13 protein-coding genes and 1 riboswitch are annotated in these 13,786 nt (G+C 70.6%); of the genes, 6 read left to right on the top strand and 7 right to left on the bottom strand.

From position 1 onward, the window contains the following. Window positions 1-428 precede the first annotated feature (428 nt). Both ACZK5D_RS12745 and ACZK5D_RS12740 read left to right on the top strand, forming a co-directional pair. Complete coding sequence (locus tag ACZK5D_RS12745) at window positions 429-1,634, top strand: sensor histidine kinase (protein WP_463665557.1); 1,206 nt, start codon at window positions 429-431, stop codon at window positions 1,632-1,634. After that, entirely contained in the window at window positions 1,635-2,288 is a 654-nt protein-coding gene (locus tag ACZK5D_RS12740) for a response regulator transcription factor (protein ID WP_463665556.1), read from the top strand. Window position 2,289: 1 nt separating this feature from the next. Here the strand turns inward: ACZK5D_RS12740 and ACZK5D_RS12735 are convergent, their stop codons facing one another. Together ACZK5D_RS12735 and ACZK5D_RS12730 are read right to left on the bottom strand one after the other, a co-directional pair. Further along, a complete protein-coding gene (locus tag ACZK5D_RS12735; protein WP_463665555.1) occupies window positions 2,290-3,618 on the bottom strand; it encodes an MFS transporter in 1,329 nt (442 codons plus the stop codon). A gap of 16 nt (window positions 3,619-3,634) precedes the next feature. Then, the gene (locus ACZK5D_RS12730) at window positions 3,635-4,825 is read right to left on the bottom strand and encodes a TerC family protein (protein ID WP_463665554.1); all 1,191 of its coding nucleotides are present in this window, start codon (window positions 4,823-4,825) and stop codon (window positions 3,635-3,637) included. Window positions 4,826-4,989: 164 nt separating this feature from the next. Between ACZK5D_RS12730 and ACZK5D_RS12725 the strand changes: the two genes are divergently transcribed. Beyond that, the gene (locus ACZK5D_RS12725; protein ID WP_463665553.1) at window positions 4,990-6,900 is read left to right on the top strand and encodes a penicillin-binding transpeptidase domain-containing protein; all 1,911 of its coding nucleotides are present in this window, start codon (window positions 4,990-4,992) and stop codon (window positions 6,898-6,900) included. On the opposite strand, the gene ACZK5D_RS12720 is transcribed toward ACZK5D_RS12725, so the two are convergent. Both ACZK5D_RS12720 and ACZK5D_RS12715 read right to left on the bottom strand, forming a co-directional pair. Beyond that, window positions 6,819-7,235, bottom strand: coding sequence for a DMT family transporter (locus tag ACZK5D_RS12720; RefSeq protein WP_463665552.1), 417 nt, complete (start codon window positions 7,233-7,235; stop codon window positions 6,819-6,821). The genes ACZK5D_RS12725 and ACZK5D_RS12720 overlap by 82 nt on opposite strands. Continuing rightward, window positions 7,232-7,546 carry a DMT family transporter gene (locus tag ACZK5D_RS12715; protein WP_458995745.1) on the bottom strand — a complete coding sequence of 105 codons (315 nt, stop codon included), beginning with the start codon at window positions 7,544-7,546 and terminating at the stop codon, window positions 7,232-7,234. The genes ACZK5D_RS12720 and ACZK5D_RS12715 overlap by 4 nt, the downstream gene beginning before the upstream one ends. Before the next feature lie 17 nt (window positions 7,547-7,563). After that, window positions 7,564-7,629, bottom strand: a riboswitch (guanidine-III (ykkC-III) riboswitch). 149 nt (window positions 7,630-7,778) lie between these two features. Between ACZK5D_RS12715 and ACZK5D_RS12710 the strand changes: the two genes are divergently transcribed. The 3 genes from ACZK5D_RS12710 to ACZK5D_RS12700 all read left to right on the top strand — a co-directional run bounded on the left by ACZK5D_RS12710 (window position 7,779) and on the right by ACZK5D_RS12700 (window position 11,490). Further along, window positions 7,779-8,630, top strand: coding sequence for a DUF559 domain-containing protein (locus tag ACZK5D_RS12710; protein ID WP_463665551.1), 852 nt, complete (start codon window positions 7,779-7,781; stop codon window positions 8,628-8,630). 126 nt (window positions 8,631-8,756) lie between these two features. Further along, on the top strand, window positions 8,757-9,797 hold the full coding sequence (locus ACZK5D_RS12705) for an LLM class flavin-dependent oxidoreductase (RefSeq protein ID WP_463665550.1): 1,041 nt from the start codon (window positions 8,757-8,759) through the stop codon (window positions 9,795-9,797). A 25-nt stretch (window positions 9,798-9,822) separates the two neighbouring features. Next, complete coding sequence (locus tag ACZK5D_RS12700) at window positions 9,823-11,490, top strand: DUF885 domain-containing protein (protein ID WP_458995742.1); 1,668 nt, start codon at window positions 9,823-9,825, stop codon at window positions 11,488-11,490. Window positions 11,491-11,497: 7 nt separating this feature from the next. Here ACZK5D_RS12700 and ACZK5D_RS12695 read toward each other — a convergent pair whose 3' ends face one another. From ACZK5D_RS12695 to ACZK5D_RS12685, 3 genes are all read right to left on the bottom strand, one after another. Next, window positions 11,498-12,247, bottom strand: coding sequence for an extensin family protein (locus tag ACZK5D_RS12695; protein ID WP_458995741.1), 750 nt, complete (start codon window positions 12,245-12,247; stop codon window positions 11,498-11,500). Window positions 12,248-12,316: 69 nt separating this feature from the next. Further along, the gene (locus tag ACZK5D_RS12690) at window positions 12,317-12,820 is read right to left on the bottom strand and encodes a flavodoxin domain-containing protein (protein ID WP_458995740.1); all 504 of its coding nucleotides are present in this window, start codon (window positions 12,818-12,820) and stop codon (window positions 12,317-12,319) included. A 244-nt stretch (window positions 12,821-13,064) separates the two neighbouring features. Further along, a complete protein-coding gene (locus ACZK5D_RS12685; RefSeq protein ID WP_458995739.1) occupies window positions 13,065-13,667 on the bottom strand; it encodes a DsbA family protein in 603 nt (200 codons plus the stop codon). Window positions 13,668-13,786: the final 119 nt, after the last annotated feature.

The raw sequence follows: 13,786 nt of genomic DNA, 5'->3' as shown, positions 1-13,786 counted from the left end.
TCGGCAGACGCCTCGCGTCGGTCCACCGCCGGGTGCGGTCACAGGACGAGCAACGCCTCGCTCCGAGCCCACAGCCCCTCGGCAAGGCCGTCGTCGCGGGCCTGGGGATTCATCCGACCGGGCCTGTTGCGCTGTCGCGGAGGGCTGTCAGCCAAGTCGTCGACGATGGATACGAGCGCACGGAGATGGGTCGATCCACCTGGAGGCTCCTCCACCGCAATGATCGCCGTGCCACTGTCCAAACACAACGCGACCACGGGCCGCATCAGCCGTTCGTGGGCGACCGGCCGCCACGACTTCGACCGTGATGTGCCGTGCAGTCGACGGGCCATGGAGCCAGCTGTCAGACTGCGGTGCACCCGCGGCGGCGGATCGGCACCGACGGTCTGACACTCCCCCGCGACGCCTCCGCCTAGGCTGACCCCATCATGATGGACTTCCGATGGTCGCGCGACGGGCGGACGGTGCTGCGCGACGCCGCCCTGGCAGCGGTGTTCGCCGTCGGCACCGGCGTGCCCGTCCTGGCCGTGCCCGACGCGGACTTCTCCGGGCGAGCCATCATGTGGTCGCTCCTGATGTGTTCCTCGCTGGCGCTGCGTCGCATCGCCCCGCTGGCCGCGCTGGGCGTGCTCACCGCGGCGGGAATCGGCATGGCCGCGACGCTCGACACTCCCGTCCCAGCCCTTCTCGCCGTCCCCGTCGTGGTCTACAGCGTCGGCCGCCACCAGAGGATGTCGACGGTGCTGCTGGTGGCCGCCTTCGGGGTTGCCGGCTCGCTCGCCGGGCCACTGAGCTGGACCGCCGGCATGCCGCAGCCCTACCGGCTGCTCGGCACCACCCTGTTGGTGCTGCTCTGCTTCGCCATCGTCGCGCTGTCGTTCCTGTGGGGCCGTTTTCTGCGCGAACGGGCGCTGACGGAGACGCTGGACCGCGAGATCGTGACCGAACGGTTCGCCGCGGCGCAACGCTCCGAGCGGCAGCGCACCGAGCTCGCCGAGCGGCGGGCCCGCTCCGAGGTGGCGCAGGAGCTGCACGACGTCCTGGCCCACTCCCTCTCCGTGATCGTGGTGCAGGCCGAGGGTGCGCGGGCATTGGCCACGAAGCGCCCCGACGCCGCCGTCGAGGCCCTGGACGTCATCGCCGACACCGGCCGCAAGTCCATCGCCGAGGTGCGGCGGATCGTCGCCCTGATGCGCGGCGAGTCGGACTCGCCCTCATTCGGCCCCTCCCCCACCCTCAGCCAGATCCCCGAGCTGATCGCCGGCGCCGGTGACCGGATCACGCTGACGGTCGACGGCGACGTCCCGCTGGTGCCAGACTCGCTCGGGGTGACGGCCTTCCGGGTGCTCCAGGAGGCCGTCACGAACTTCCTCAAGCACGCCGGCCCCACGGCCACGGCGGAGGCGCGGGTGACCTTCACCCCCGAGGCCATCGAGCTCCAGGTGCGCGACGACGGCATCGGGGGCCTGTCCACGTCGGACGGGCACGGGTCGGGGCTGCCGGGCATGCGCGAACGGGTGCTGGCCATGGGCGGCGAGTTCCACGCCGGGCCGCGCTCCGGCGGCGGGTACGAGGTGCGGGTGCGGCTGCCGATGCCAAGCCAGCTGGGCAAGAGTTGGCTGAGAGGGGCCTAGATGATCTCCGTGCTGCTGGCGGACGACCAGTCGCTCGTCCGGAGCGGTCTGCGGATGCTGATCGATTCCGCGGACGACATGACGACGGTGGGCGAGGTGGACAACGGCCGCGACGCCGTCGCCGCCGTCCGCACGAGACCCATCGACGTGGTGCTGATGGACATCCGGATGCCCGTGATGGACGGCATCGAGGCCACCCGGCAGATCACCGCCTCCGGGGTGGACACGAAGGTGTTGGTGCTCACCACGTTCGACCTCGACGAGTACGTCTTCGCCGCCATCCGCAACGGGGCGAGCGGCTTCCTGCTCAAGGACGCCCTGCCCGAGGAACTACTGGGCGCGATCCGGGCGGTGGCCGCCGGTGACGCCGTCGTGGCCCCGTCCGCGACCAAGCGCCTCCTCACCCGCTTCGCTCCGCTGCTGCCCCGCGCCGCCAAGGACCCGGACGGCCGGCTCGACGCGCTGACCGATCGGGAGCGGGAGGTGCTCGCCGAGGTGGCGCGCGGCGCCAACAACACCGAGATCTCGCAGCGCCTCTTCATGGCCGAGGGCACGGTCAAGACCCACATCGGCAGGCTGCTGAGCAAGCTGGGCGCCCGGGACCGCGTGGGCCTGGTGCTCATCGCCCACGAGGCCGGCCTCCTCGACGGCTGACTCACGCGCGCAGCAGGTCCTCCGTGCCGCGCTCCAGCACGGCCGGGCCGAGCCGTCGGCTCACCGCCAGCAGAACGCCTGCGCACGCGGCGTAGGCGAGCGCGACCCCCAGGAAGGCCGCCGTCGAGAGGCCCGTGGGGGGCAGCGCCCAGACGGCCACCACCCCGGCGAGGACGAAGGCGGCGTTGAAGCCCATGTCGTAGAAGGTGAACGTCCTGCCCTTGTACTCCTCGTCGACGTGGGCCTGCACGACGGTGTCCACGCAGATCTTGAACGACTGGACCGTGAGACCGATGAGGAAGCTCGCCGCGAACAGGACCGGTTTGGCGGTGGTGAACGCGGCCCCCGCCGACACCACCGAGGCCACCAGCAGCACCAGCGCCGCGCCCCGGCGCAGCCCGAGCCGCCGCACCAGCGCCGGCACCGCGGGTGCCGCCAGCACGAAGCCCGCCCCGGTGAACAGCCCCCACACCGTGAGGTCCGCCAGCGCGTCACCCGGGCGGTCGACGGGGTGCCACAGGTGCCGTGCGGCCAGGATCACCGCCACACTCCACACCCCGAACAGCAGCCGGGTCATCGACATCAGCGCCAGCGCCAGCACGGACGCCGGCCGCGACACCAGGTGCCGCCCGGCCTCCGCCAGGCCCCCCAGCACGTCTCGCGCGCTGACGCGCTCGGCCGCGACGTCCGGGCCCAGCGCCCCCCGCGCGAACCCGCGACACACCAGCACCGAGCCCACGAACATGGCGGCGGCCAGGCCGAACACGACGGCGTCGGCCTGGTGCGTGGACACCACCCCGCCGAGGACCGCCCTGGTGGTGAAGCCGAGGATCGCACCGATCACCACCCCCAGCGGGCCTACCGTCGGCAGGATCGACGACGCGGTCAGGTACTCGTCGGCGTCGACGGTGTGCTGCAGACCTGCCGACAGCCCGGCCAGCATGAACCGGTTGATGCTCATCGCCAGCAGGAGGGCAACGTAGAGCGTCACGGAGGAACTCCCCGTCGTGGCGCCGGCCGCGATGATCAGGCCGATGACGGTGGCAAGCGCCGCGCGGGTCACGTCCGAGTACAAGGCCACGTTGCGCCTGGGCCACCGGTCCAGCAGGGGCGCCACGAACGGTCCGAGCAGCGTGTACGGCAGAAGCGTGAGGGCGAGCACCCCCGCGATCGACGCCGCGTCCGGCTGGGACTGCGGGGAGAACAGGATGTAGGAGGCCATCCCCACCTGCAGGGTGCCGTCGGCCGCCTGGCTGAGCGTACGCAGGGCCAGGAGGCGGCGGAACGGCGCGTGGCGCCACAACCGCCTGAGGGCGGCGATCACCTGCATGGTGGGGAGGGGTGCACTAGGAGCGCGTGGCCTCGGCGTGCATCCGGTGGGCCTTCTCCACCGCCCGGAGCGCGCCGCTCTCCTCCATCTGCTCCATCAGCTTGTCCTGGTTGAACTGCGTCAGGGAGGCCTCGGCATCCAGCATGCGCTGGTAGTTGGCCTCGCGTTCCGCCTCGTCGCCGTGGTACTCCGTGTGGATGTAGCCGTAGGCGAGGCGGTCGATCTGGCGGACGGCCGTCAGCATCTTGCCGGCCGGGCTGAACACGGAGGCCAGCACCGTGACGATGAGGATGCCCAGGATCACCGAGAGTGACAGGCCGATCTCGATCTCGTAGACCGGCACCGGCTCGCCGCCGTTGATGAACGGCAGGCTGTTCTCGTGCAGGGCGTGCAGGATCAGCTTGACGCCGATGAAGCCCAGGATGAGCGACAGGCCGTACTTGAGGTAGATGAGGCGGTCCAGCAGGCCGTCGATGAGGAAGTACAGCTGGCGGAGCCCCATCAGGGAGAACGCGGTGGCCGTGAAGACGATGAAGACGTTCTGGGTGAGGCCGTAGATGGCGGGGATGGAGTCCAGCGCGAAGAGGATGTCCGTGCCGCCGATGGCGATCATCACCAGCAGCATCGGGGTGAGGACGCGCCGCCCGTTCTCGATGGTGAACAGCTTGTCGCCGTCGTAGTGGTCCGTGGTGCGCAGGTACTTCTTGGCCAGGCGGATGATGAAGTTGTTCGCGCCCTCCTCCTCTCCCTCCTTCTCCGGCGCCAGCAGCTTGCCGGCCGTGAAGATGAGGATGAGTCCGAAGAGGTAGAACGTCCAGGAGAACGCCTCGATCATGGCCTTGCCCGCGAAGATGAACCCGGTGCGGGCGATCAGCGCGAACACGATGCCGAACAGCAGCACCTTCTGCTGGTCCTGCCGCGGCACGGCGAAGCTGGACATGATGATGAGGAACACGAAGAGGTTGTCGACGCTGAGCGCCTTCTCGGTGATGTAGCCGCCGAAGTACTCGGCTCCCATCTGGGCGCCGCCGAAGATCCAGACCAGCACGCCGAAAACGAGGGCCAGACCGACGTAGATGGCGGACCAGACGGCCGCCTCACGCAGGGTTGGAATATGTGCCTTGCGGACGTGGAAGAAGAAGTCGAAGGCCAGCAGGCCGAGGATGACGACGATGGTGATGGCCCACACCCAGAGGGGTACGTTCAACTGAGATCTGCTCCTGTTTCGGGGACTGGCGCGCCGAGGCAAGGCCTGCGAGGCGCCCTTCCAGGGTACCGGCGCCGGCGCCGTCGACAAACACCGTGGTGGGGGGCCGGTCGGCGGAGCCCCGTCGGCGGGGGCGGGTAGCCTGGGCGCGAACAGGAGGTCCGATGCGACGACGACTACTGGCAGCAGCGATGACGCTGGCGCTGCTCCTGGCCGGGTGCGCCCCCGGGCCGGACAACCCGGAACCCAACCCGAGCGGTTCCTCGTCGCCCAGGCGGGACCTCCCCTCCGCGGACGAGGCCATCACCGCCGCCGTCGAGGCCCTCAACGCGCAGGACGTCTCGGCGCTGCCCATGGTCGGCCCGGCCGAGGACGCGCAGGCGGACTTCGAGACCATCTTCGCCGGCATGGACGAGATCTACCCCGAGGTCTCGTCGGGCTCAGTCGCCTATCAGGCCGACGACGACGTGGCCATCGTCGAACTCACCATGACCTACCCCCTCGGCCGTGAGGGGTGGACCTACCAGACGGAGGCGCGGCTGCGGTACTCGGGCGACAGGTGGCGGCTGGACTGGGCGCCGTCGATCATCCACCCGGAGCTGACGGACACCACCCGGCTGCGGCACACGCAGCGGGAGGGACGCCGCTCCCCGATCAACGACAACGAGGGCGTGGCGATCGTCGAAGAGGGCGCCATGTTCGAGGTGGGCCTGGACAAGTCCTCGGTGGAGGCGGCCGAGTGGGAGACCGCGTCCGCGGACCTTGCGGCCATCCTCAAGGTGGACGCCGCGGCCTTCACGCGGAAGGTGCTGGCCAACGGTCCGCGGGCTTTCGTTGTCGCGGCCACCATGGTCCAGGCCGAGATCCCGCCCACCATCAGCCAGGTCCCCGGCGCCTACGTGCGGGAGATCTCGGCCATCGTGGGGCCGGGCGGCTCCTTCGCCGCGCCCATCCTCGGCAGCGTGGGCACCCCCACCAAGGAGATGATCGACGAGTCCGGCGGCACGCTCACGATCAACGACCGCGTGGGGCTGAGCGGCCTCCAGGCACGCTACGACGAGCAGCTGCGCGGCGTGCCGCTGGTGAGGGTGGACCTGGTGCCGCGCACGGACGCCTCGGCGTCCCCGTCGTCCTCCCCCGCGCCGGAGAAAGCGCTGTTCCAGCAGGACGAGAGCGTAGGCGCCGGCATCGACCTCAGCCTGGACCGTGACCTCCAGACCAAGGCGGAGGAGGTGCTCAGCACGCAGACCGGCATGGCCGCGCTGGTGGTGCTGGACATCGCGACCGGCGGCGTGCTGGCCGCCGCCCAGTCGCCCGCGGGCGGCACCTACCCGCACGTCACGTACGGCAACTACGCGCCCGGCTCCACCTTCAAGGCCGTGTCCGCGCTGGCGATGCTGCGGACCGGGCTGACGCCGTCGTCGCTCGTGAACTGCCCGTCGTCGCTGAAGGTGGGCACCTACACGTTCGGCAACTACTCCGGCTACCCCTCCAGCGCGCTCGGGCGCATCCCGCTGACGACGGCGTTCGCCCAGTCCTGCAACACGGCCTTCGCCGGGGCCGCGGGCACCGTCACCGGGGACCAACTGCACGCGGCGGCGGGGTCGCTGGGGGTGGGCACGGACTACGACGTGGGCTTCACCTCCAACTTCGGCACCGTCCAGCCGGGCAACTCCATCGACCTGGCCGCCTCGATGATCGGGCAGGGGCAGGTCACCATGTCGCCGCTGGGGATGGCCACCGTCGCGGCGTCGATCGGGGCGGGCCGCACGGTCCTGCCCTGGCTGGTGAAGGGCGAGGAGGCCACGCCGACGGCGGCGCCGCTGACGCCCGCCGAGGCGCAGAGCCTGCAGGCGCTCATGAAGGCCACCGTGGACTCCGGCACCGGGCGCTCCCTGCAGGGCCTGATGACCGGCGCGAAGACCGGCACTGCCCAGTGGGGCCCGACGGGGGCGCTGCAGACCAGTGCGTGGATGATCGCCTACAACGCCGACTACGCGGTGGCGTCCTTCGTCGAGGTGGGCGACTCGGGAGGCACGACGGCGGCCCCGTTGATCATCTCGCTGTTCCGCTGACCCGGAGGCGCGTCGAGGCGCTTGAGCCCCACCACGCAGCCGATGATCCCGGCGAGGAACACCGCCTTCAGCCAGGTCATCCCCTCCGCGCCGATCGCGACCGCGTACGCCACCGTCAACACAGTGCCGACGCTGGTCCAGACCGCGTAGGCGGTGCCGGTGGGGATGTGGCGCATGGCGAAGGCGAGCCCGACGACAGAGGCGACGGTGGCCACCAGGAACACGACGACGGGCACGGGGCGGGTGAAGCCCTCGCTGGCGGACAGCGCGTTGGCCCACACCGCCTCGAGGACGGCGCTGATCAGGAGCAGGGGCCAGGCCCAGCGCGCGCTCACGCGACCACCTTCAGGCCCACGACGCAGGTGACGATGCCCACCAGGAGCAGCACCTTGGCGAGGCTCACCGGTTCGACGCGGGTGATCATCGCCCAGGCGACGGTCAGTGACGCTCCGGTCGCGGTCCACACGGCGTAGGCGGTGCCGGTGGGCAGCGTGTTGAGGGCGAATCCGAGGCCCGCGAGGCTGAGGATGGCGGCCACCACGAAGACGACAGTGGGTGCGGGGCGACGCAGGCCGTCCGAGCGGCCGAGGGCCGTGGCCCACACGGCTTCAAGGACGCCCGAGGCGAGCAGGATGACCCAATCCATGACTGATCCTTTCAAGGAATGGCCAGTCTTGTCTTCACCGGGTACTGATCCGTCGTCCGGGGCGGGTCGCCGTCGACCACGCTAGCACCGGGCGGCGCGGAAACGGTCCCCCAGTGCGACACCCCACGCTCAGCCGGGCCGAAGGTGACCGCCACTACTGGCAGCATTCCGCGCTGTCCACAGGTCGCCGCGTGGCGGGAGATACGGCCGTGCTCACGCGAACAAGGGAGGCATGCACACAGACATCGCCACCATCCTCACCGATCACGGGATCATCTGCCCCCGGCAGCATCCCCACTTGGCAGACCGGATCGACCGCGCCGTGAAGTCGGGGCAGTTGGCACCAATTCTGCGCGGCGCCTACGGGCTGCCGGACTGGGCACCGACCATCGAGGCACGCGTTGCGGCCATCTCTGCCCTCTACCCGAACGCCACGTTCGTCCGGGAGACCGCGGCCCACCTGACCTGGTGGCCCGAGCTTCAGCTCGACGCCGTGCAGGTCGCAGGGCCTCGCGTGCGCCGTGCGGGCGGCTTCAGGTTCGAACGACGCACGGTGGGCCCCGATCTCCGGGACTGGGATGGGGACAAGTTCGTCACCACTCCCGCACAGACCGTCCTCGACCTGACGGAGTCGATGGGCGGAGCGGCCATCGACGAGGCGTTGCGGCGCCAGGTAATCACACTGGATGACCTCTGGACGGCACTTCGTCTCGGAAAGGACCGAGCGGGCAACGGCGAGCGGGAGCGCCTGCTCCGCGAATCCCGCGACCTCCCCTGGTCCGAGTTGGAGCGCACAGCCCACATCGCGTTGCGCAAGGCGCACATCGCCGGGTGGGTGACCAATCATCGAGTGACGGTGAAGGACCGCGACTATTTCCTGGACGCCGCCTTCCCCCGCCTGATGCTGGCGCTCGAGTTCGACGGATGGGAATTCCACCGGTCTCTGGAGTCATTCATCGCGGACCGACAGCGTGACGTGCAGCTCAGTCTCGCCGGGTGGACCGTCCTTCGGTTCACCGACTCAACCATGGCAACGATGCCGGGGTGCGTGTCGGCAATGATCAAGCAGCTCGAGGCGCGGTAACGCGACAGTAGTGACGGTCACCCTGCCCCAGGTTGAGCGCAGGGACCTTCAGTGGCGTCCCACCTCCGCGGTTGACGAGTGGGCTAGGCTGAAGATAGTTGATCTCTCAATCTTTGCGAGGACCCCATGGACATCGACAGGCTCGAATTCGGCATCGACACGTTCGGCGACGTCACCGCCGGGCCCGACGGCGCCCTCCTCCCCCACGACCAGGTGATCCGCAACCTCGTGGACGAGGCCGTCCTTGCCGACGAGGTGGGGCTGCACGCCATCGGCATCGGCGAGCACCACCGCGAGGACTTCGCAGTCTCCGCACCCGACATGGTGCTGGCCGGCATCGCCACCCGCACCACACGGCTCAAGCTCGCCACCGCCGTCACCGTCCTCTCCTCCGACGACCCGGTGCGGGTGTTCGAGCGCTTCTCCACCCTCGACGCGCTCAGTAACGGCCGCGCCGAGCTCATCGCCGGGCGTGGGTCGTTCATCGAGTCCTTCCCCCTCTTCGGCTACGACCTGTCCGACTACGAGGCCCTCTTCGAGGAGAAGATGGCCATGATGGCCCAACTGATCCACGGGGGCAGGCAGTCGTGGACGGGTCAGCTCACCCAGAGCCTCGACGACGTGGAGCTGTTCCCGCGCCTTGCCGCGACACCGCTCACCACGTGGGTCGCCGTCGGCGGCAGCCCGCAGTCGGTGCTGCGCGCCGCCAACTACGGCCTGCCCCTCATGCTCGCGATCATCGGCGGGCCGGTGGACCGGTTCGCGCCGTTCGCCGACCTCCATCGCCGCGCCCTGGACGAACTCGGCAAGGACCCGCAGCCGGTGGGTTGGCACTCCTACGGCCACATCGCGGCCACCGACGACGCCGCCCGGAGCCGCATGTTCAAGCCATGGCTCGAGCAGACGTCGAAGATCGGGCGCGAACGCGGCTGGGGACGGATGACCCGGGACCACTTCGACGACGAGGCCGATCACGGCGCCATGGCCGTCGGCTCACCCGAGACGGTCGCGGCCAAGATCGCCCACGGCTTCCGCACGCTCGGCGCGCAGCGGTTCCAGCTCAAGGTGTCCACCGGCCGCCTGTCCCACGAGGCGATCATGGACACCATCGGCCTCTACGGCACCGAGGTGGTCCCGCTGGTCAAGGACATGCTCTCAGCCGACTGACAAGGCCGCTGGTAGCGTCGGCGGCATGACGACACGCACGCGCACCGCGCTCGATCAGGTCGCCGACGCCTACGTCGACACCATCGTCCGCATCAGCCCCATCACCGCCACCCACATCGGCGCGCCGGGCCACGACCACGAACTCGACGACTTCTCCCCCTCCGGCGCCGCCCAACGCGCCGAGGCGGCGCGTGCGGCGCTGCGCCAGGTGGAGGCCACGGAGATCGCCGACGACGTGGACGCCGTCACGGCCGCGGCCATGCGTGAGCGGCTCGGCCTCAGCGTCGAGCTGTTCGAGGCCGGCGAGGACTACGCGGATCTCAACAACATCGCGTCCCCGCTGCAGAACATCCGCGACGTCTTCGACCTCATGCCGACCACCACCTCGGACCACTGGGAGATCATCGCGGCCCGCATGGGCGCGGTTCCGGCGGCGGTCGACGGGTACATCGAGTCGCTGCGCCTCGCCGTCGACAACGGTCCGGCCCCAGCGCTGCGCCAGGTGGAGATCGGCATCGGGCAGGCCGAGGAACTGGCCGGGGACGGCTCGTTCTGGACCGCCTTCGCTGCCTCGCCCGAGGCACCCGAGGGCCTGGCCAGCGCGCTGAACCGCAACGCCGACGTGGCCCGCGCCGCCTACGCGCGGCTCGCCGAGGCCCTGCGCGAGCTCGCCCCACGGGCCCCGCAGGCGGACGCCGTCGGGCGGGAGCGCTACGGGCGGCTGTCGCGGCTGTTCCTCGGCGCCACCGTCGACCTCGACGAGACCTACGAATGGGGCCGCGAGGAGCTGGCCCGCATCGTCGCGGAGCAGGACGAGGTGGCGCACCAGCTCTACGGCGACGGCACCACCGCGGACGAGGCCATGCACCGGCTCGACGACGACGTCACCCGTCAGCTCCACGGCACGGACGCGCTGCAGCGCTGGATGCAGGAGACCTCCGACGCGGCCATCGAGGCACTGGCGGGGACGCACTTCGACATCGCGGATCCCATCCGCACGCTCGAGTGCCGCATCGCGCCCACGCAGAACGGCGGCATCTACTACACCGGCCCCACCGACGACTTCTCGCGGCCTGGGCGCATGTGGTGGTCGGTCCCACCGGGCGTGGAGAACTTCGGCACCTGGCGCGAGAAGACCACCGTCTACCACGAGGGCGTCCCCGGCCATCACCTGCAGATCGCGCAGGCCACCTACCGCGCGGGCGAGCTCAACCGCTGGCGGAGCCTGATCTGCTGGGTGTCGGGCCACGGCGAGGGTTGGGCGCTCTACGCGGAGCGGCTGATGGAGCAGCTCGGCTTCCTCGACGATCCCGGGGACCGGATGGGCATGCTCGACGCGCAGCGGATGCGCGCCGCGCGGGTGGTCCTCGACATCGGCGTCCACCTCGGCAAGCCCGCCCCCGAGGAGTGGGGCGGCGGCACGTGGGACGCAGACAAGGCATGGCCCTTCCTCAAGGCGAACGTGAACATGGCCGAGGAGTTCGTGCGCTTCGAGCTGGACCGCTACCTGGGCTGGCCCGGGCAGGCGCCCGCCTACAAGGTGGGTCAGCGGCTCTGGGAGCAGGCGCGCGACGAGGCGGCTGCCCGGGCCGGCGAGGCGTTCGACCTGCGGGAGTTCCACCGTCGGGCGCTCGACGTGGGCTCCGTCGGGCTCGACGTTCTGCGGGAGGCGCTGCGCTCAGCGGCCGTCTGAGCGGGTGTCAGCCGCCCGACGCGGCCCCGGTGAGGAACTCGCGCCAGCCGTCGGGATCGGCCAGCGGGGCGGTGATGCCCAGCTCCCGCTGGACCCCGCGGACGGCGGAGCGGGTGGCGTCGTCGTAGGAGCCCGAGGCCGCGACATCACGGCCGAACACGTAACGCAGCACGCCCTGCACCAGCTCCACCTGCGTCCGTGACCGCTCCCGGAACGAGGCGTCCTCGAAGCCGTTGACCCCGTTGTCGATGTGGATGTGGTTGTGGTGCTGCGCGTTGTAGCGGTAGGTCAGCGTGTAGGTGAAGCGCGAGGCGACGGAGGCGGCCAGCCGCCAGTAGCCCGGCAGCTCGGCCGGGTCGTCGCCCCAGACGTCGTAGCGGCAGGACACCCGGCCGCCCTCGTGGACCAGCTCGGCGAAGTCGAAGGCCCGGCCCGCGGCGTGCCAGGAGTCGCACTTGTCGACGAAGGCGCCGTAGGTGGACACCTCCCGGAGCGGTCCGAGGCCGCTGGCCGCGACCCAGTCCGCGGCCCACTCCTCGAGCAGCTCGATGAACCGCGGGTCCGCCCGGAAGGACTGCGGCGTGCCCGACACCTCGTACCTGAGGGGCGCGCCCCCCAGCGTCGAGAACGCGGCAAGGGAATCCGGCGTGCGGCACCCGACGACGCCGCCGACGTCAGGGATGGGCAGCGACACCGGGCCGGAGCAGGCGGCCGCGGGCAGGGCGGCGGCTCCGAGGAGGATGGCACGTCGTCGCATGGCTTCGATGGTATGCGCGCCCGTGGGCCGCTCCCCCGGCGGCGGGCAGGGCCGAATGGGCCCCGGCGCTCACTCAGCCGGGTGGGCGGGGGTGCGGATCAGGGTGGAGGCCCAGGCGCGGACAGCGTCGAGGTCGAGGTGGTCCTGCGTCGGCTTCTGCATGGTGTGCAGGAACATCCGCCTCCACCAGCTGACGTGTTCGGGGACGAAGCGGCCAGCGAACGACTCGCTGGCCTCCGCCCCCATCCGGTCCGCCATCGACGCGTTGTAGGCCAGGGACTCGGTGCGCTTGGCGGGGTCCGCGGCGTTGAGGCAGGCGTTGAATACCGCGACCCTCGTCACCAGGAGGGCCGGCTCCTGCGACGAGACCCACGCGGTCGCCTCCTGGTACCAAGTGCCGGCGTTGACGCCGCTCCCGACCACGACGAGCTCAGCGTCATCGACGGCGGGGCGGGACTTCAGGTCCGCCACCCGCACGTCGTGCCCGGCGGAGCGGAGGGTGGAGCCGACGGCGTCGGCGATGTCGCGTGCGGTGCCCCCGCGGGTCGCGTACGCAACCAGAACCTTGCCCATGCCACCCACGCTAGCCAAGGGGTGTTCCCGGCCCGAGGCCGGGGTGGACTAATAGATCCAAATGTCACGTAGCAATCGTGGATCGGGGAGCCGGCCCAACAGCCCGCCGGCGCGGTGACCGACGACCCACTGTCGCCCGAGCCGAGCTGTGGGACCGGGTGGCCTGCGTCGCCGATGCCTGAGCGCACAGAGACCGAGGGCGGATGACCCTCGGTCTCTCGCGGCCCCGCGGGGCGCTGTCTCCTCAGTCGAAGATCGGGTCCACGGTGCGGGTGCGCTTCAGCTCGAAGAAGCCCGGGTAGGCGGTCACCTTGACGAAGCCGTCGAACAGGTTTCCTGCCTCCTCGCCCTTCGGGGCAGGGGAGATCACGGGGCCGAACAGGCTCATGCCGTTGACCCGGAGCACGGGGGTGCCCACCTCGTCGCCCACGGGGTCCATGCCCTCGTGGTGCGACCGGCGCAGGTCGTCGTCTGGGGCCTCGGTCTGCGCGATGTCGAGGATGTCGGCATCCGCCCCGACGGCGGCGAGCGCGGCCGCGACGGTCTCCACCCCCTGCTTCTCGCCACCCGGATGGAACCGCGTGCCCACCTCGGTGTAGAACTCGCGCAGCTTGTCAGAACCGTGTCGCTGCTCGACGAGGAGCGCGGCGCGCGCGGGCATCCAGGCCCGGTCCATGTGCCGACGGTAGGCCGGCGGAAGGTCGCGGCGGTGATTGAGCACGGCCAGGCTCATGACGTGGAAGGTGACCTTCACGTCGCGGACCTTCTCCACCTCGAGCATCCAGCGGGAGGTCATCCAGGCCCAGGGGCAGATGGGGTCGAACCAGAAATCAACGTCTGTGGTCATGCCTCCATCTCAGCACACAGGCCAAGGCGCCCCGCCGTCGTAGTCGGGCGTCGGACCAGACCGTCGCCCGCCGTCGGACCGGGTGGTGGTACGGGACGGTGTTGGCCGGGTACCGGCCA

The organism is Tessaracoccus yangjingae, from assembly GCF_055326235.1.
Note: the sequence above shows the minus strand (reverse complement) of the source record. Positions and strands in the feature narration are given on the sequence as shown.